Annotated in this window: 14 protein-coding genes; 10 read left to right on the top strand and 4 right to left on the bottom strand. The window is 63.2% G+C overall.

What is annotated here, in order from left to right:
- Window positions 1-291 precede the first annotated feature (291 nt).
- Window positions 292-996, top strand: a complete 705-nt coding sequence (locus JEQ17_RS17790) for a hypothetical protein (RefSeq protein WP_234048244.1) — start codon at window positions 292-294, stop codon at window positions 994-996.
- A gap of 13 nt (window positions 997-1,009) precedes the next feature.
- On the opposite strand, the gene JEQ17_RS17785 is transcribed toward JEQ17_RS17790, so the two are convergent.
- A complete protein-coding gene (locus JEQ17_RS17785) occupies window positions 1,010-4,423 on the bottom strand; it encodes a glycosyltransferase (RefSeq protein WP_200396164.1) in 3,414 nt (1,137 codons plus the stop codon).
- Window positions 4,424-5,137: 714 nt separating this feature from the next.
- On the opposite strand from JEQ17_RS17785, the gene JEQ17_RS17780 reads away from it, so the two are divergent.
- Both JEQ17_RS17780 and JEQ17_RS17775 read left to right on the top strand, forming a co-directional pair.
- Window positions 5,138-5,731 carry a DUF4291 domain-containing protein gene (locus JEQ17_RS17780; protein WP_200396163.1) on the top strand — a complete coding sequence of 198 codons (594 nt, stop codon included), beginning with the start codon at window positions 5,138-5,140 and terminating at the stop codon, window positions 5,729-5,731.
- Between the two features lie 807 nt (window positions 5,732-6,538).
- Complete coding sequence (locus JEQ17_RS17775) at window positions 6,539-8,479, top strand: nSTAND3 domain-containing NTPase (RefSeq protein ID WP_200396162.1); 1,941 nt, start codon at window positions 6,539-6,541, stop codon at window positions 8,477-8,479.
- 939 nt (window positions 8,480-9,418) lie between these two features.
- On the opposite strand, the gene JEQ17_RS17770 is transcribed toward JEQ17_RS17775, so the two are convergent.
- Both JEQ17_RS17770 and JEQ17_RS17765 read right to left on the bottom strand, forming a co-directional pair.
- On the bottom strand, window positions 9,419-10,588 hold the full coding sequence (locus JEQ17_RS17770) for a hypothetical protein (protein WP_200396161.1): 1,170 nt from the start codon (window positions 10,586-10,588) through the stop codon (window positions 9,419-9,421).
- 118 nt (window positions 10,589-10,706) lie between these two features.
- Window positions 10,707-12,059: a tetratricopeptide repeat protein gene (locus JEQ17_RS17765; RefSeq protein ID WP_200396160.1), complete on the bottom strand. Its 1,353-nt coding sequence runs from the start codon at window positions 12,057-12,059 to the stop codon at window positions 10,707-10,709.
- 171 nt (window positions 12,060-12,230) lie between these two features.
- Between JEQ17_RS17765 and JEQ17_RS17760 the strand changes: the two genes are divergently transcribed.
- Complete coding sequence (locus tag JEQ17_RS17760; RefSeq protein WP_200401548.1) at window positions 12,231-12,800, top strand: ATP-binding protein; 570 nt, start codon at window positions 12,231-12,233, stop codon at window positions 12,798-12,800.
- A 321-nt stretch (window positions 12,801-13,121) separates the two neighbouring features.
- Window positions 13,122-13,418 (top strand): hypothetical protein, encoded by a 297-nt coding sequence (locus tag JEQ17_RS17755; protein ID WP_407700059.1) that lies wholly within the window; start codon window positions 13,122-13,124, stop codon window positions 13,416-13,418.
- 410 nt (window positions 13,419-13,828) lie between these two features.
- On the opposite strand, the gene JEQ17_RS17750 is transcribed toward JEQ17_RS17755, so the two are convergent.
- The gene (locus tag JEQ17_RS17750) at window positions 13,829-14,608 is read right to left on the bottom strand and encodes a GntR family transcriptional regulator (RefSeq protein WP_200396158.1); all 780 of its coding nucleotides are present in this window, start codon (window positions 14,606-14,608) and stop codon (window positions 13,829-13,831) included.
- 163 nt (window positions 14,609-14,771) lie between these two features.
- On the opposite strand from JEQ17_RS17750, the gene JEQ17_RS17745 reads away from it, so the two are divergent.
- The 5 genes from JEQ17_RS17745 to JEQ17_RS17725 all read left to right on the top strand — a co-directional run bounded on the left by JEQ17_RS17745 (window position 14,772) and on the right by JEQ17_RS17725 (window position 18,907).
- Window positions 14,772-15,113 (top strand): SCO3933 family regulatory protein, encoded by a 342-nt coding sequence (locus JEQ17_RS17745; RefSeq protein WP_200396157.1) that lies wholly within the window; start codon window positions 14,772-14,774, stop codon window positions 15,111-15,113.
- The gene (locus JEQ17_RS17740) at window positions 15,113-16,417 is read left to right on the top strand and encodes an FtsK/SpoIIIE domain-containing protein (protein ID WP_200396156.1); all 1,305 of its coding nucleotides are present in this window, start codon (window positions 15,113-15,115) and stop codon (window positions 16,415-16,417) included. Before JEQ17_RS17745 ends, JEQ17_RS17740 begins: the two co-directional genes overlap by 1 nt.
- On the top strand, window positions 16,414-16,611 hold the full coding sequence (locus tag JEQ17_RS17735) for a hypothetical protein (protein WP_143638908.1): 198 nt from the start codon (window positions 16,414-16,416) through the stop codon (window positions 16,609-16,611). Before JEQ17_RS17740 ends, JEQ17_RS17735 begins: the two co-directional genes overlap by 4 nt.
- A 141-nt stretch (window positions 16,612-16,752) precedes the next feature.
- Window positions 16,753-18,258, top strand: a complete 1,506-nt coding sequence (locus JEQ17_RS17730; protein ID WP_234048243.1) for a replication initiator — start codon at window positions 16,753-16,755, stop codon at window positions 18,256-18,258.
- Window positions 18,259-18,553: 295 nt separating this feature from the next.
- The gene (locus JEQ17_RS17725) at window positions 18,554-18,907 is read left to right on the top strand and encodes a hypothetical protein (protein WP_200396155.1); all 354 of its coding nucleotides are present in this window, start codon (window positions 18,554-18,556) and stop codon (window positions 18,905-18,907) included.
- Window positions 18,908-18,914 lie beyond the last annotated feature (7 nt).

Raw genomic sequence — 18,914 nt, 5'->3', positions numbered from 1 at the left:
ACCAGGACGATCGCGTCGAGGTCCTCCTTATCGGAGGACGGCACGTTCGGCACAGTGGAGGGGTACCACCAGCAGTGCAAACACGAGAACGGGTATTGCAATGTGGGCAAAACGAGGGGCAAGTTGGCGAGGAACATTTCGAAGGCCGCACCTGGAGCCACGACGTCACCTTCGCCACCGCTACCGTCCTTGCTTACCTGCGCTGATGATGTGTCGTTCCCGGTTCGTGTGGTGTGGGTCGCGCGGTCATGACACGATGCCGGGCGGGGAGAGGGGGACGCGATTCTGTCGGTGGTCGCGAACATCGGGTTCGGGCTGGTGACCAGCCTGCTTGGCGGTGTCTTCGTCTGGTTGTGGGACCGGGCCAAGCGCATACGTGAGGTGAACCGGCGGGCGGCATTCTTCGGCGTCCGGCCGGGGCAGACCTGCCTGATAGTGCTGGGCAATAAATACAACGCGCCCGGCACCGTGCATTACCGGGACGTACGTGCGGTGGTCGAACTGTCCTTATTGGCAGGAGAGTTGGGCTGCAAAGTCGCCGTGGAGTCCGGTGACTTTCGCGGCGGCAACGGGGATCGCACCGAGTTCTGTGTAGGCGGGCCCACCGGGGGCGCCAACATCCGTACTGGCGGTCATCTCGCCGCGCATCTCCCCGGAGTCACCATCCATCCTTTCGACGGAACTCGACCGAACTCGGTGGCCATAGAGGTCGGCGGGGAGAAGTATCTCTTCGACCGTGGCAACCAGGAGTACGCTCTCGTGGCGAAGTTCACGCCCGCGGAATCCACCAGCCCCGTGTTCCTGGTGTCCGGGCAGACGTCGGTGGCCAACCTCGCTGCGATCCACTTTCTGCGGCGACAGTACCCGCACGTGGCTGGGCGACTGTCCTCATTGGAACGCTTCTGCGTGCTGATCAGGGTCTCCGGCATTGGCACGTACGAGTTCCACCGGGCGGCGCTGGAACGAGAGGTCTCCGCAGCCGCGTTTGGGCAGTGAGGTGACTTGCCGCTCACTGGTCCGGGATTTCGCCGAGCACCAGAGCAGCTGCGTCCGCCCACGTCACCCGTCGGGCGAGTTCTTTACGGAGTTGCGCCGCCCGTTTGAAGGCGGCTTCGCGGTCCCGCAGTTTTCGTTCGATGGCCCGCGCCCATCGCTGCGTGTCCTTCTTGTCGTCTCCTGACAGCTCGACGACGCACTGGCTCGCCCGCTCCCGGCCGAGCTTGTCGCGCAGCAACTCGGCCAGTCCGCTGTCCGAGCCGACCAGAACCGGGATGACCCGCGTGATGGCCTCAACACCGGCCAGGCCGAACCCTTCCTTCCGGGACGGCATGATTACCAAGCTGGCGCTGTTCAGATCGTCCTCGATGCGGTCCTGCTCCGTCGTGTAGGCGCGGACCACGACACTCAATCGAGGACTCTTCGCCCATACCAGGATCTTCTCGCGCGTTTCGTCCACTCTGGTTTCTGGGGCACCACGCACGAGCAGTTGGATGCCCCGCAGGGCCTCGTCTTGCAACCATTTCTCGACCATGCCGCAGGCCGCAGCGGCGAGGGGGACGCCCTTGAGCTCGGCGTCCTCGACGCGGCCCAGCAGGAGGACCCGGGCCCTCCCCTTGGGCGGTTCGCGATCCGCCGCTCCAGGCGGCCCGGAGTCGAACCCTGGGTCGAGTTGCAGCGGGGAAAGCCCTGCGGGGCTCTTGACCTCGGCGAGGAACTGATCGTGCAGCCAAGGCCCCACTGTGACCACGCGATGGGCGGTTCTGCCGAGCTCCCGCTCGATGCCGGTGCGCCTATCAGCCTTCAGCCCCGCACCGCCTTCCGGGGCCGGTTTGTACCACTCGATCTCGTCCGGAGCCATGTGCACGAAGTGCAGGCGCCGGGCGGCGGGGAAGAAATTGTCGGCCAGTCCCTGCGCCGCAGGCCCGGTGATCCGGCCGTGGCCCAGGATCAGATCGGGCAAGGTTCCGTCCGGCAGCTCGGGCCGGCCAGCGAGCCGCAGGTCATCGGAGGCCCCCGGCCGTTTGCGGGCCAGCAGGAGCTTGACCCTTAGCTCGTCGGCATCGGCGATATCCGCGCCCGTGGCGTCGAGCACCATGCAGAACACCTCCGCGCCAGCGGCGGCCAACGCCACGCACAAATCACGGTTGAACGTGCTGAGGCCGCCGTGGGAGGAGGTCCACTCGGTGGCCACGGACAGAACGACTGGGGGCCGAGCGACGCGCGCCGTCGTATCGGGGACGTCTTGCGGGTCCGTGGCCTGTGTCACGCCGAGTGCCGTACGGGCGCGTTGCACCGCCTCGACGAGGTCGACAGACTTCTCCTCGCGCAGCCTGCGGGTGTCGTCGGGATCCGGCAGCAACAGGTAGAAGATCAGGTGGGTGGGCATCGATATGCTGTCCAACACCGCTGCGGAATGGGCAAGTTGTTCGGCCACGCCGTCCTTATCGCCGGCCAGGTGGTAGGCCATCGCGGTGTTGTAGTGGCTCAGCGCACGGTCCCACGGTTTGTCTGCCAGCTCAAGGGCGCGAAGGGACCACTCGATTGCGATGTTCCAGCGACGGGTGGCGAGGCTGAGGTAAGCCAGGCAGTTGGCCTCTTCCCAGCCCTGGTGCAGAGCGTAGGACGATTGGAACTGGGTCCAGGCACGGGTGGCATCACTGCTTTCGTACGCGTCGTAGGCGACCAGGCAATGGTTTTTCGCCAGCTCTGTCCGCAGGTCCCCCGTGGCTATCTGGAACCAGTCCTCGGCTGGCCAGGACCGCAAAGGCAGGCGAACCTGCTCTGCGGTGAGCCGACCGCCGAGCGCCTCGATCCGGTCGGAAGCCGCCCTGAAGCTAGCGGTCTGCGCCAGTGCGATGTCTTCCTTGTCCGCCGCGAACAGCCAGCGTTCAACCGTGTGGTTGCGGAACGTACAGGTCAGGGTGGTGACGTCGAGGGCCGCGGGTTCGCCCGCGCTGAGGATCGCGTAGTGGAGGAAACTGACCGCTGGGACGCTGTCGGGTCCGGCGCCGGGCAGTGTCTCCAGGGCGCGGAAGCTCTCCTCGAGGTGCTCCGCGTTCATCTGAGAACCGAATGTCGGGTAGATCTGCAAATGTTCGTTGGCGAAGCCCTGAAGGAGGCCGAAGAGCTGGTCGATCAGCATGCCCCGAACGTCGGTCCGGCTCGTGATGGCCCGGGTGTGCTGCGACTTTGCGAGGATGCCGACTGTCCACAGCCGTGCGTAGATCTCGTCGAAGAGCTCCGTGTCTATGGCGAACCGGAGGATCTGCCCTGGTGCGAGGATGCCCTGCGCGACCAGCGCGTTCCTGGACTCGTCGAACTCGGCCCGCTTGATCTCCGGTGGCCCGGTCATGCAGTAGGCGAACCAGGCCTCGTCCGGGGTCGCGTGCCCCAGCGCTGATGTCAGAACGTTGAAGGCGATCAGCTCGCGCGGGTTCATCGCGCGCACGGCCCGGATCAGCGGACGGTCGAGGACGTCACGGCTGCCCGACTCCATGCGTCGCCGGATGTCTTCGAGCACCTCGGGTGTAAGTTCCAGGTCGTCGGCGAGGCCGCGCTGCATACGGGCGAACATCTCATGGCAGTACAGCTGGATCTCGTACGGATTGCCGTCCGTGAGTTGGCTCAAGGAGGACACGAGGTCATCGTCGCCCAATCCGAAGACGCCGGCACTATGCAGCGGGCGCACGATGCAGTCCCGGACGTCGTCCCGTTCGGCGAATCCCCTGACCTCGAACTCCTTGAACTGCCGCAGGATCGGTGAGTGCACTTCCGTGATCCGGTTGATCAGCCCGGACGTCCCCGCGAGCACCAGGACCAGTCCGTCGACGCGGGTGGCGAGAAAGCGCAGAACCGACAGCGCCTGGGCGTCCTCGACCATCAGCTGTGCCTCATCCACCAGTAGAGCGATCGGATGTCCGAGCCACCGCACGAAATAGGAGAGATCGGTCCGCAGCGCCGCCTCCGGCACTCGCCCCCCAGCCGCCACGAGGGACACCGCCTCCGGGAACTGCAGCGGCGACACCGATGCCGCGTCGCCGGCTCCGGCCATGACCCGCCGTACAGCCGAGACGCCGAAGGGGAGTGGCTTCCCGCTCTGCTCTGCCGCGGTCACGACAGCGAGGACCAACTCGTCGTACAGCTTGCGAAAGAAGGTGACCGGCTCCCCGTCGCCCTGGATCAACTCCACCCTCGCGGTCGTCAGCCCGCCAGCCGCGGCCACCCGTTCCGTGGCATAGAGCAGGCTCGTCTTCCCGGCGGCACGGGGACCATGCAATACGATGCAGACTGACGGCCGGTCGACGTCCGCCTGGGCGAGTTCATACTCGATCGCCGTCACTTCCTTGCCTCGCCCGGCAAAGACGGCGGCATCGCGCACCGGGTTCCGGTAGTCGTATGGGTTGCGCAACTGGAAGTTGTCCATGGCCCCCTCACCTCGTGTCGATCGTACGAACTGCGCGGCGAGAGATGGGAGTCGTACTGTTGCCGAACCTCTCGCCCGCAGAGTCGAGGAACAGGCGGCTTCGAGAGAGCCGCGGTGACAACAAGCAGTGGAAGACGTTGAGCTGCCTGGGTCCTCGCGACGGGACCGTGGCGCCCGCGCAGCAGGCCCGTGATCCCCAACACCCGGCCGAGGTAGGCACACCTGCGGGAGCTAACCGAGTCAGCGACGCTGAGTAAAATTGACGAGGACACCCGAGCGTCGCACTCCCAACATGCCGTTGCGGGCTATCCATGCCCGCGGTTCGGGCTGGTGACACCGGAGAGCTAAGAGCTGTCGGTCCGAAGTACCAGACAGCTCGTTCAGAGGCCGGACCAGGCCCAGGTGCCCGGCCAGCCAAGGTTCGAGGCGACGGTTGGCTCGATCCGTCCTCGACCAGAGTGATCCAAGCACTCAGGTCCGCGCGGGCAACCACCCACAGCATCCCCTAACGGCGATGGACAAGGGCCTGTGAACGCAGCTTGATGACCCATGTCAAGCCGTGCTCACAAACCCTTTGTTGGCGGAGCTACTGATTCCGGCAATGATGATCCAGTCAAGGCTTGCCAACTGCCTGCGGCTGACGTGCTCCGTCGGATCGAGCAACGGGTCGAAAATCGGTGGTCACTTGAGCTGGCCGGGCCCACGCTGTACGCCATGGAAGAACCGCTTCACAGGATTCGCGCGCTTCACACGGTGTCCACGATCACCGTCTACCAGGCGTACTCCCCTGAGATCGGACTGCCTGCCATCCGAGACGGCCGTTTTCCCGCCGCATGGAGGCCTGGCCGTATGACGTGGATCAAGCCCAGTTTCATGTGGATGATGTATCGCTCCGGCTGGGGCACGAAGGAGGGGCAGGAGACCGTCCTTGCTGTCGAGATCACTCGCGACGGCTTCGAGTGGGCGCTGCGCCATGCCTGCCTGTCGAGTTACGTTCGCGGACTGCATCCCGATCGCGGCACCTGGCAGCGTGACCTCAAGCGGGCACCGGCCCGTGTCCAGTGGGATCCCGAACGTGATCTGCACCTGCGTCCCCTGCCGCACCGCTCGCTGCAACTGGGGATTTCAGGTGAGGCATCGTCGCGTTTCGCGGACGAGTGGATCGTGTCCATCAGCGACGTGACTCCGCTCGCCCACGAGATCCACGGACTCGTCAGGGACGGCGAACTGGACTCAGCTACCGGACTGCTCCCCCGGGAGCAGGGATACCCCGCCGGTGAGGAACCGCTGGCCCACCTGCGCCCCTGACCAACAGCCAGCATCACCCATGTGTCACATGGCAGCACAGGTCTGTGAACGCGGCACGACGATCCACGTCAAGCCTCGCTCACAGACCTTTCACACGACGCATGCGGTGAGGGACCGGGGTCCCTTGACACAGTCGTGTCCTCGATCGAATGAGGCGATGGTCGAACCGTTCTTCGCCGGTACGGAGCCTCGACGCGGCCACCACCCCCACGGGGCCTGGCACATGTTGCTCCTCCTTCAACCCATGGAACGAGCGGATCTGCGCGGCCAGCATCCCTGCGGCCTCCCCGATACCCAGCCCGGTAACACCGTCAGACCTCATAATGCATGCAGGACTGCTTCGTGCAGCACTGCTGCACGAAGTGGTGTTCTGTAGGTTCCTTTTGAGTGGGCTCGCCGAACCGTGATTGAGCCCTAGCAGGTCAGTGGGAGGCCAAAGTGACCAGTAAGGATGCCAGGCAAGTCGTCGCTCCCGGTTCGCCCCGCTTCGCATTGCACACGCTAGGTTGGCGTGCCTTCCAAGACCTGTCCGCAGCAGTACTCCGCCAGGTATGGGGACAATCTGTCCACACTTTCGCGGACTCGAATGACGCAGGAAGGGACGGGGCTTTCTACGGCACTTGGCAGCACCCAGATATGAGCACGCGGAAGGACTTGCCCACCGGGCCATTCGTTCTTCAGTGCAAGCATACAAAGAGCGAAGATGCCACCTTGTCAATCTCAATGCTTAGAGACGAGTTTGACAAGGTAAGGGGCCTCGTCGAGCGTGGAGTTTGCAAGTCATATGTTCTATTGACCAATGCTCGCGTGACCGGAGCATCCGAAGAAGTTATCCGGAAGCGACTGCTTCAATGTGGCGTTACACATCCGCTTGTCTTAGATGGGCAATGGCTAAGCGACACCATTGCAGCCAATAGGTCGCTGCGGATGTTTGTCCCTCGCGTCTACGGTTTGGGGGACCTGTCTCAAATTCTCGACGACCGTGCTTATAGCCAAGCGTTAGCACTACTTGAATCGTCGAGAGAGCAAATTGCGACATTCGTCGTCACCAGTACGTACCGCAAAGCCGCCCAGGCGCTCAATGATCACGGGTTCGTGCTCCTCCTCGGCGAGCCGGCCGTTGGTAAATCCTCCATCGCGCTTATGTTGGCCCTCGGGGCAGCAGATAATTGGCAATGCGCGAGCATCAAGGCGCGCAGCTCCGAGGAACTCGTGCAGCGGTGGAATCCGCATGAGAAAGGTCAATTCTTTTGGGTGGATGACGCATTCGGTGCAGTGCGCCACGAGAGGCATCTCACCGATAAATGGGCGAGAGATCTCCCCTTTGTGATGCATGCGATCAAGAGTGGTGCACGCGTTGTCCTTACCTCACGCAGCTACATTTATAATGAAGCTCGCCCGTTCCTGAAGGCTTACGCGTACCCGCTGCTGCACGAACAGCAAGTTAGCGTGGATGTCGCCGACATCACAAAGGAGGAACGGAAGCAGATCGTCTACAATCACATCGCCGCTGGTGATCAAACGCCGCAGGCAATTTCTCGAATGAAACCACACTTGGAAGCGGCTGCAAACGTAGAGCCGTTTCGGCCTGAAGCTGCACGTCGGCTTGGTCTTACTGCCTTCACTCGCAACTTACGCCTCAGTCGGTCATCGATCGAGTCATTTATTTCTTGCCCTCATCGATTCCTGTCAGATCTATACAGTCAACTAGATGCCGCCTCTCAAGCCGCTCTTGCACTGGTCTATATTTCGCCCGACGGACTGCTCGCTCCACTAGCCCTAGATGCAACACATAGGGACGTTATTGAGCTGGTAGGAGGAACAGTCGCCGATGCGGGTAGAGCATTAACATCACTGGCCGGAACATTCTTGCAGCATTCAGTCGAGAAAAGTGGAAAGACGTCGTGGTCCTTCAAGCACCCCACCCTGCGGGAGGGTTTCGCAGCGTGGCTGATTGATCAGCCGCACCTTCTGTCAGTAATCCTTGCCGGTATGGATGACACGACACTCCTGGATCAAACTCACTGCCTACCAGCAGGAGACGATCAGGGTGATGGGGTACTTCTGAGAATCCCCACGGCCCTTTATCATGACGTGGCGGTGCGTCTTGCAAACCTATTTGAAGCGTGGCCGGGAGGGTCATGCTGGACCGGAGACGCTACTAGCTATTTGGGAGAAAAATGCAGCGACCAGATGCTAAGCATTTTCCTCACCGTGTATCCGTCCCTTCCCTCGCGTCTCATGGACTTTTTCTCTTCCGTTTCTCTTGCCCCTGAACCTCTACTACTCGCTCGGCTCCACAAAAAGGGTGCGCTCCCCGAGTTGTATAGGCATCGCGCTATCGAGCAGATGAATCGCCTGGCTGTAGACGAATTAGAAACCGGATGGCTCACAGATGCTCCCTGGCAGCAACTGCTCACAAAGCGCGACCGTGAACGGCTGATTCGCCTCGTGCAATCTTCTTTAGTGCCGTACTTGGAAGAAATAGTTCAAGAAGATCCCACAAGCGGCTGGGGTTATTCTGCCCAATCCAAGGATCCACTAGGCCATGCGTTATTGGTATATTACAGAGTGTTTGAAGATCTAGGTGAGATGGCAACAGCGCGGAAGTTTAAGTCGGCGATTGAACTTCATCTAGGGGCTTGCCCGGTCACCGTGTCAGACGATCAAGAGATCCTCTTCTCGTCAGCCGGTGAATATAAGCAAAATATTGACTCCTCTCGTAGCGTATTTTCCGATTTGGAATAACAGCAGTAGAAGCCGTGTGGCTGTCAGTGATCGTGTTCTTGCGTAGTCGAAAAACTATGGTCTCTGGCGAGAAATTCTGAGTGTCGTAGGTTCGTATAGGAGAAATGCATTGGCAGGGTTTGATGCCTCATTCACGTTCCACCCGGCCAATATCGATGTAGTACGAGCAATGAACGGGGCTGCTCAACGCAGGGCACGTCAAATGCATATCCACTGGCGGAGTCGCGCCACTATCGACGGATCTGGATACGCCGCGATGGACGGCTGGAGTTACGGTCTGGACATGTTTTTGGAGCGGCTACGCAGAGACATACCTACCATTGCTGAGGCCACGTCGAGCTCGCGGAACCCTTCCTATCGACGGAGACTCGGGAACGGATTCGTCGACATCCTCACTAAATATCGCTGCTCTTGGTATGAGCGGTATTATAAAAGGAATGAATTCTACGTTCCGACCTTGCGCGCTATTCAGAATAGTTCCGTATGGCCAATCCATTCTCTCTGGCCGGCTAGCGATGACAGGGAACTCGGTAATCGATTGTGTGTGACACAAACGGTGATGGCGGCCTGGTGTGTGCAAGAAGTTGACGCTGAAGTAGTGATCGAGGAACTCCACACGGCTGCTGAGTTGATGTTGAAACGCATGACTGCGATGCCAGATCGGACCAAGTTCCCCGATCTAATCAAGGCGGCAAGACGTCAATGTCTTCTACCTGCAGCGATGATGACGTTTGCTTATCAAGACCCCAAGAAGGCTTTTACGCCGCAGCAACTTCTCAGGTCGCTACTGAGGGAGCGAAACGAAAGCAAACACGGTGGGCATGCAGGTGCAGCGATCTGGCTAGAGCAACACTTCTGGCCCACTGCCGGATTACTAGAGTCCCTCTCCTCGCAGGTGTAAAAGCATCGAAATATCGTCCACGGGTGAAGGGGAGGCGGCTACCCCGCTCCGTTATTCGAGAAGGCTGTACGGATCACATCAAGGATCGCAGTCATCCCGGACCAGTCCTCATGAGGTGCCATGCCATCTCGATCCAGGGCAGTTTCCAATTTTTTACGAAAAGATTTCTGCACTCGAGTCTTATCTCTAATCTCTCCTTGGTACTCGCGCTGGCCTTTTGAAAAACTTGTCCACTGTACCGGCGTTAGAGACCCGTCATCCTGTCGAAGGACATCTTCGCCGAAATAGAGTTCCAGGCAACCTGCACGACCATTCACTTCTGCCATTTCCCAGCCCGTTGGCCCGACAGTTGGGTATGAGATTCCCATTTCTATGTTTGGGTAACGGGAAATTCTGAAATTGTCAGGCATTGATGTCTTCAGGGACGATAGAACCTCGGACGCAGCTGTGTCATTGTCGAAAATCGCTATTACGCGATTGGCGATTCCTGATGCAGCGAAGGCTCGGACGTTACGCAGTAGGGCACTGGCGCTTCCTTCAACGCCAGGTCCAAAATCCATGAACTTAATGAAGTCCACTAGGTGAGGGTGGATCAGCTTAAGGGACCCTGCGAGTAGTGTGGCATCAGTGGAACCTTCCGTGAGTACCACTACTGGGAAATTGGACACTGAAATTTTTCGTATACTTTCAAGTTCTCGCTCGCACAGTGCGGGATCCGGAGAAACGTGACCTCGGAGAATCACGTCGGCGAGGTTCCAAACCACTGGGGCGTCGTCTGGGTGCATCTCAATGAGAGCACGCATGATGTAACGAATATCGACCGCATGGTCGATCCACGCATTATCTATTTCATAGTCAAAGAAACCTGAACTCGCTACCACTTCTCGACCTTTGGCCATCCAATCGCAGAAATCGAAAGTTTCAGGTCGGTGCTCATCTGGTGTCTCGGTGTAGCCATTAGTGAAAGCTATGCGAGTTGCTGCGAGATCAATACCCAGAAGTTCCATCCGGTCGCGCATTTGATGTGAAGTAACGGAAAAATAGTCCAGCTCGCCCTCTGCGTCTATTGTGGCATCAGAAAGTCGAAAGAGGGGCGCCAGGTTCGGATTATAGCTTTCACCCCAAGATTGAAACCATGTATCGCCCACTGCACAAAAAGAGATAGCGCTCATTGAGCCTTCATCGCAAACCGTACCTTCATCGGGCATCTTCTCAATCGGGGCGTTGTAACCGTACTATCGACGCTTCCAAGCTGGTGCTGATCGCTTAGTTAGAAACTTCTAAGCTGCATACTCCCATAGCGGGGCGCCGGACTGAGGAAAGGGATCAGAAGGGAAGATCCGCCTTGGCTGCACCTTGCTTGACGGTCGTGATCCGCTCGTGGAAGTCGCGTGAGGCGGGCTCGCGCGGGTAGCGGGAGCGGAGTTCCCTGTCCAACTCGTCGGCGACCAATAGTAGGGATGGGAGGGATTTTCGGTCGGCTGCGAGTGCCATGGTCCCCATACCTACGGCTTCGTCTATGTCGCCGGTACGGGCGGCGGTGACTGCGAGCGTGAGGCGTGCCTCTGCAGAGCGCATGGGAGATATTTCGGTTCCGTCGGGTCCGGTGCTGATTCGGATTACTGATCTGGCGTGGGTGGCGGCGCGCTCGTCGTCTCCGAGTAGACGGTAGGCGTCCATCTCGTAGAAATCCCACTTGTCTGGATCGATTATGAAGTGGTGTTCAGGGTGGTCCGGGCGGGGCAACCGATCCAACCTCGCGCGTCCGGCGTCCAGAGAATCGCGGACCAGGCGGGCATCTCCCATGCGCGCGGCGGCTCGTGCCTTGTGCGCATACAACTGCACGCCGACGGAATGCGTCTGATCGGCTACATGGCCGGCTTCAACGGCATCGAGCATGTCTTGCCAGCGGCTTTGGGTGAGGGCGAACCATGCTTCGATCTCCCACGCCCAAGCCATGATTTCGCCGTGCCCGGCCTCGTCACCGATCCGGAGTGCTGCGGCTTTGCTGAGGTTGGCGGCCTCGCGCTGCCCTCGGTCGTACTGGACGCATGCATTCAGGAGGAACAGCCATCCGGCGTCAACGAGAAGTTCCCGGTGCTGACGCAGGGTCATTCGGCCCTCAAGCTGCTTGGTGACGTACTGCAATCCGTTCCGGGTGCGCTCGTGCAGGTAGTTGGCATCGGCGTACGGGTAGGCGCGGGCCAACTGGTCAATGCCCTGTTCGATCGACTCCAGGGCCGCGCTGTTGATGCTGGACATCTCAGTTCGCCGTAGTAGTTCGGGGACGTCCCACAGTCCCGCACCGCCCTGTGTGAGCAAGGTGCTCGGGTCCTCCGACACGGAGATTCGCGCTCCTCGCGCCACCTCCCATGGACGGGGAGCTAGGCCAGCAAGGTGACCGGGGATGCGTAGACCGTCCACCACTTCGAGGATCTTGCGGTGCTGAGTGATCCGGGGGCGTACGCCCTTGCCGTCGGTCTCCGGCCGAGCCATCTTGCCGATGTGCTCGCGCTTGTAGCCGACGGCCTCGGCGATCTTGGCGTAGCTGACTTTGCCGTGGAGCCTGGCGAGTCTGAAGACTTCGCCGAAATCGTGGTTGGCGATCGCGGAGCGCACGTCTGCGCGTTCCAGCACGTGCGGCGGCAGAGCGGCCGGTGTCGGAGCAGCTTCGGTCATTTCACTTCCCCATTGTGACTGACCTGATCTTCCTACTGTGTCCGTCTCGCGAGTGTACCCACGAGGGGGGTCCCCAAGAGGGGGGAGCGACAAGCGGTGCAGGGGGTGCACCCTCGGTCCACCCTGCCGGGACCGCCTCGGCAGACGTGACCGGAGACGGTGGGTCGTGCCATGGATGCGAGGCAAACCCGGAGGCGTGAGCACCTGGCGAACGAGCTGGATGCGTTCGCTCACTGGTACGTGGCGCCGGACCCTTCTTCCGCCGGGCACTACCTGGCTCTGACGCTCTTCGCCGAATTCCATGACACGGCACGCGTCGCCCGTGACATGACGGCCGAGTTCCTTCGGGGCACGGGTGCGAACGAGGTCGTGGATGATGCCCGGCTGGCCGTCTCGGAGCTCGTGGGGAACGTGGTGAATCATGCGGTGCCGGATCGTCGTCTGGCGCATCCCGGTGCTGCTCGGCGTATCGATGTGACGTTCAAGATGTGGCCCAAATGGCTGTTCATCGGCGTCACTGATGAGGACTCGACGCCCCCACTGCTTCCGGCGGGAGAGGCGTTCTGCCCTGGGCTCATGGGGGAGCTGTCCGAGGCCGTGTTACCCGACAGCGGCCGTGGGCTGCTGATCGTGCAGAGGTTGGCAGCGGCGGTCTGGTGGACACCAGGAGACAAGGGCGGCAAGACCGTGTGGTGCCGCCTTGACCTCGACGACGGGGCCGAGAACTCACCGATTCGCTGATCTCCGAGCCGTCGCCACCTGTTTCGCTCCCTTGAGAGAGGGAGTGGGTGACGGCATCGGGGCCGGAGCCTCACGTCTCCGGCCAAGGGGCGCGGTCCCCTGGACCTGATCCGCCGGGTTCCCCACCCGGATCAGGGGGCCGCGCTTCACAACCTCATACCGAGACCGGACCACCCCCGCGCCTGGCAGCAACTGGGGTGGTCCGGGAGGGGACGCGACGGTCCCCGGTGCCTGATGGTACTGGGGCCGTTGCTCTGCGTTCTGCCCTGGGCCAAAGGAAGTTGACGATCCGTTACCTAGATCAGGGCAGAGGTGGGCAAGGTGACTGGCGCGGGTGAGGACTGGCTGAGTGACGGTCTCGATGTCGCGGGCGCGGACTGCGGTCTGTGGGTGCCCGGGGTCGACTATGTGGCGGGCTGGCGTGGTGCGCGGGAGGCTGCGGACCGGCTGAACCGGGCACTCCTGGGTGCCGGGTTGGAGCTGTCGGAGGCGCGGGCGGTCGCCTCGACGAACGAGGAGGGGCGCGGGGTCGTACGGGTCACGGGCTGGCCGGACGCTGTGGACCGGCTCGCCGGGCTCCTGGAGAGGCTCACTCATGGCGACGGTGGTGCGGCGTGAGGGGTGTCTTGCCTGGTGAGTGGCGCGGGTGGGCACGTCGCCGGCCGCAGAGACTTTGGGCGGTAGCTGCCATGGGGCGAGTGACCAGGGGGCCTTACGCTCGCCCGGCGAATCGGGCAGGTACTGGACCTGCCCGCTGGTGTGCCCGATTGGCCCCCTGGTCTTCGAGGCTCGCCCCATGGGAGCTGCCTAAAGTCTCGGAGGCCGTCGACCCCCAGCCACACGGGCCCCAGCCCGGCTCGACGGGTCGATGCTTCTTGGCCTTGGGTGTGCTGGGGTGTGGGCAGTCGGGCGACCGGACGGGACCGGCGGCCACGCCGCACGCCCGGCCGGGGCGGCCGGGCTGCCCGGCGCGCCGCAGGCGCGCCCTTGAGGAAGTGAAGCGGGTTTCGACCGATTGCCATCGGCCCTCAGGCGCGGGCGCGCCGCGCGGGCTGCTTGTCGGCGGTGATCCGGTAGGCGAGTTCGGCACGGTCCGCACCGACGCGGAACTCTTCCAGCATCAGGGGGCGGTCGTCGGTGCCGTGCGTGACGCGGGCCAGGTGCAGGATCGGTGTCGCGTCCGGGAGCTGGAGCGTGGTGCGCTCGTCGGGCAGCGGCATGCGGGCGCGGACCGTCTCGGACCACCACAGCTTGTGCCCGGCCTGCGTCAGGATCGCGTACGCGGCGGCGGGAGGCGGGCCCGGCGATTCACCGAGGAGCGGGACGTCTGCGGCAACCGCGAGCGGCGTCACCGTGCGGAGCATGGCGCGGGTACCGCTGGCGGGGTCGGTGAGCAGACGATCACAGACGAAAAGCTCTTCCTCTACGCCGAGTCCGAGCAAGGGACCGTTGGCCTTCGTGGAGCGGGCGCGGTACGGGGTGGGCTCTTCGGCCTCCTCCCAGACCGAACCGTCGGGCAGGGCGAACTGGCCGTCGCGGGTGTGGCTGATGCGGCGCTCGATGGTGACGGCGGGCTGGCCGTCGGAGCGTACGAAGCTCCCCTTGCCGTGCCGCACCTCGATCAGCCCTTCCGCGCGCAGGGCGGCGACAGCGTTGCGGACGGTTGGGCGGGACACCTTGTAGCGCTCGATGAGCTGCGCCTCGGAGGGCAGCGGGGCGCCCGGCTCGAACTCGCCAGAGAGGATCGCTTCCCGGATCGCGGCGGCAACCTGCTGGTAGAGCGCTCCGGGGCGTTGGATCTCCGTCATCGCGGCACCTTCGGGTTGAAGTCATAGGCACGTCGCACGCGCGACATCACTCGTCAGCATAAGTACTTGCCCTCTCGTCGTACAGAGCTCCATAGTTATAACTCGTAAGGACAAGTGACGTCTGAATATGTCAGGCGTCCCGACTGGCCAGGGAGGCCACGTAATGCAGTCCATTCCCGTGGACACGGCGCGGCTCGGCGTACTGCGGTGCGCCATCGCGCCCGAAGCAAAGATCAGCAACTCCGAGACACAGGAGGTGAAGAAGGACCGCGACGGCAACACCATCTACACGGTGGCCGTGACGGTGCGGCAGGACCGGCGGCGGATCTCCGTGATCGAGATCGCCGTGAGCGGTGAACCGAAAGGCATCGAGGAAGGACAGATCCTCAAGGTCACCGGATTGATGGCGTTCGCCTGGGCGATGGGCGACCGGCACGGAATCAGCTTCCGCGCTGATGCCATCACGCCCGTGCACGGCACGGCCTTAAAGGCCGGTGGTGCGTGATGAACGGTGCGATCGCGCTCGCCTTCGGGCTTGCTCTGCTGGCGTGGGTGCTCGTCGTCGGTGATCTGCTGCGGCGGCACCGTCCGGCCTGGCACTGGTACCTCACCGGCTACCCGCTCACCGCGTGCCGGGTGCTGTTCACCTGGCGCAAGGTCGCCATGCTCAACGACCTCTCCGTCTCCCGCCGTCCGCACCGCGGGCTGCTCGGGGATCTGGTGGTCAAGGGTGATCCGCTGCGGCCGGTGGCTCCGCGGATCTCCTTCCCGCGCGCTACCCCCCTGGGGCTGACCGTGGTCGTGCGGCTGCATGCGGGCCAGACTCCGGCGACGTATCTCAAGGCGGCTGAGGCGTTCGTGCACGCGTGGAAGGTGCACGCGGTACGGGTCACGTCGCCGGAACGCGGGCTCGTGCTCCTGACCGCGACGGCCAGTGACCCGCTGGAACGGCCGGGCCTGGCCACGGCTCCCACCGCGCTGCTGTCCGCGCTCATCGGGGCGCTGGAGAGCGGCGGCGCCTGGGTCATGGATCTGAGGCTCGTCCCGCACTGGCTCATCGCGGGCGCCACTCGGTCCGGCAAGTCCACCCTGCTGGCCCGGCTCATCACCCAACTCGCCCCACAACCCGTCGCCCTGATCGGCATCGACTGCAAGGGCGGCATGGAACTCGGCCTGTTCGCCGGGCGATTGAGCGCGCTGGCGACGTGTCGACGCGAAGCGGTCGCGGTCCTCGCCGCGCTCGTCGTCGACATGCAGGACCGCATGAGCGCGTGCCGGTCGGCGGGCGTCCGATCCATCTGGGAGCTCCCCGACACGCTGCGACCGGTCCCCGTCGTCGTGATCGTCGACGAGATCGCGGAGCTCTATCTGTCCGACGGCACCCGCGAGAGCAAGGCGGAAGCCGAGCAGTGTTCCGTTCTCCTTCTGCGCCTGGCCCAACTCGGGGCCGCGCTCGGCCTGCACCTGGTCGTCGCCGGCCAACGCGTCGGATCCGACCTCGGCCCCGGTGTCACCGCGTTGAGGGCCCAGCTCGGTGGCCGTATCTGCCATCGCGTCAACGACCCCGGTACGGCCGAGATGACCTTGGGCGACCTCAACAAGGACGCGGTGACCGTCGCTCAGTCGATCACTGCGACGGAACGGGGTGTGGCCGTGTGCACCGGACCGGACGGCGGCTGGAGCCGGGCCCGCTCGCACCTGACACCGACCGAAGAGGCCATAGCGATCGCCCAACGGAACTCCGGCATCACCCCGGAACTGCCCGCCATCCGCCGCGCTCTCGTGGCCCTGGAAGGAGACGACAAGTGATCAGCGAAGGCACGGCATTCACGTTCGCGGTGATCTTCGGGATCATCACCGTCCTCCTCGTCCGCTCCCGCGACGTGCGCGCCTGGGAAGCGGTCTGCGTCGGCCTCTTCGGCGTCTACCTCGGCCAGACCCCCGTGATCTTCACCGTCCACGGGCTCGTCACCTGGGTCATCAGCGGTTTCTCCCACACCTGAGCAGAAAGGACGTACGCCATGCCCATGCCGCGCGTGAGATGCCCCGTCTGCAAGGGCGACGGAGCCCGCAGGACCTGGACCGGACGGCTTCGCCGCTGCCGAGTATGCCGGGGCGCCGGAACCATCCGCTGAACCCACAACATGCCCGATCCAGCAAGGAGTGATCCACATGGCCAACAGCGCGCCACCCACCATCACCCGAGCCGCTGCGGCGGCCCACCCTGGAAGGTCACCACCATTCCCCCGGAATCCACTCCGGCTGACAGGCGCGCCGCCCTCGACCGCGCGGCGCGCCTGCGCCAGCTCCCCGAAGCAGACCGCGACGCAATCCGCATCGCCCAAGACCCCCAGTTCACCCGCTGGCTGGACCAGATCACCGCCACTGGCGGCTGCTCCCATCCCGTCCACCTGTTCGGCTCGACCACCACCCTGGACGCGACAACCGGCGAGATCCTCCGCCACTACGACACCCGTGACCAACCCGGCGAACGCCTTCTCGTCCGCTGCCGCAACAGACGCGCGACTGTTTGCGCGCCCTGCTCCCGCCTCCACGCGGGCGACACCTTCCACCTCGTCCGCGCGGGCCTGAGCGGCGGCAAGAACGTCCCCAGCACCGTTCGCCAACGTCCTCGGCTCTTCATCACCTTGACCGCTCCGTCCTTCGGCGCGGTCCACCGTGCCGGGGAGGACCGCTGCCGCCCCCGGCGTGACAGGAGTGAGTGCGAGCACGGTCGCCCTCTCGGCTGCGGTGCCATCCACGACACGCCTGACTCCCTCGTCGGCCAACCCCTGTGCGCCGATTGCTACGACTACCCGGCCCATGCCCTCTGGCACGCACACGCGGGCAAGCTGTGGGACCGCTTCGTCATCGGTGTCCGTCGCCAACTCGCCTCGGCCGCAGGCGTCGTACAGTCCCGCCTCCCCGATCACGCGCGGCTGTCCTTCGCCCGTGTCGCTGAGTACCAGAAGCGGGCGGCCGTCCACATCCACGCCATCGTCCGCCTCGACGGCCCGGCCGGACCGACGGATGAACCCCCGGACTGGGGCACCGTCGACCGCCTGACCGCTGCGGTGCGCGCCTCCGCGAGTCAGGTCGTGGTCCGCAGTCCCTACAGTCCCGCTGTCGGTGAACTTGCCCTCCGCTGGGGCGTCCAGGTCGACGCTCGCCCCCTACACGCCGACGGCGATGGACCGGATGACGATGCGGTGGCCGCGTATGTCGCCAAGTACGTCACCAAGGGAGCGAGTGAGACAGGCGCCGGCACGGACTACCGGCTCACGACCTGGGGTGACGTTGAGGCGGCTCGTGTGTCCGGCCATGTTCGGGCGCTCATGTCCACGTGCTGGCGCCTCGGCGGCTTACCTGAGTTCGCGCCCCTGCACCTGCGGAGCTGGGCCCACACCCTCGGCTACCGAGGCCACATCCTCGCCAAGTCCCGAGCCTACTCGACCACGTACGCAGCGCTAAGAGCTGAGCGGGCTCATCACGTGAGCCACGCCGAGATCGCCGAGGCTGTCACTGAACGGCAATGGCGCTACGTCGGCTCAGGTCATTCTCTCGGCGCGGCATTGATCGCAGCAGGAATTGCGGACGATCTCGCGATGAACTTAGCGGTGAATGCTGAGCGACGCACGGGGCGGGGGTGAGCAGTTGACCGCACCTGATCGCGAGGCGGAGAGAGAGCGCCACCTGGACAGAGTCTGTCGAACATTCTCCACCAAGATCGGCCCCGAATCGGCCCGGCGTCTGGCTCGACTTCTGGAGCGCCAACCTGGTGGAAAGATCGAATGAACCCGTTTCGCTGACCTTCTCTCAGGGGGCGTGGGGAGGCTAGCGGCCGGGCAACACGGAGTCATGACTCAACCGTTAGGCGATCCGAGGACGCGCCAAGAGACGGATGCTCTCTTGCGACTCTGGGAGTACTTCCTCCACGAAGACACCATGATTATGCAGCGAGCTAATCTGTTTCTCGTTGCTCAGTCGCTTCAGCTTGTCGCCTACACTGCGATCTTGTCTGCGGGCGGTGCAGTAGGCCGTCAGGCAGAAAGCGCCAATCTCACCGCGCATGTGATCGCGATTTTCGGAGTTGCGCTTGCTGTTATATGGCTCTATGTAGGCCACAGACAGATCAGGTATACCGACGGTCTCCGCAGGCGGCTCGTGGCCAAAGTGCCCGACTTCGCAGAGACTCAAGCTGCGGTGCACATACGTGGCCCAAAGGCGGCTGTGTTCATCGCTTACACCATTCCGGCTCTCGCCGGTGTCTTGTGGGTCCTTCTGCTCGCCGTGAGTTGACCAGGCC

It is taken from the genome of Streptomyces liliifuscus, from assembly GCF_016598615.1.
Taxonomy (GTDB): Bacteria; Actinomycetota; Actinomycetes; order Streptomycetales; family Streptomycetaceae; genus Streptomyces; species Streptomyces liliifuscus.
Note: the sequence above shows the minus strand (reverse complement) of the source record. Positions and strands in the feature narration are given on the sequence as shown.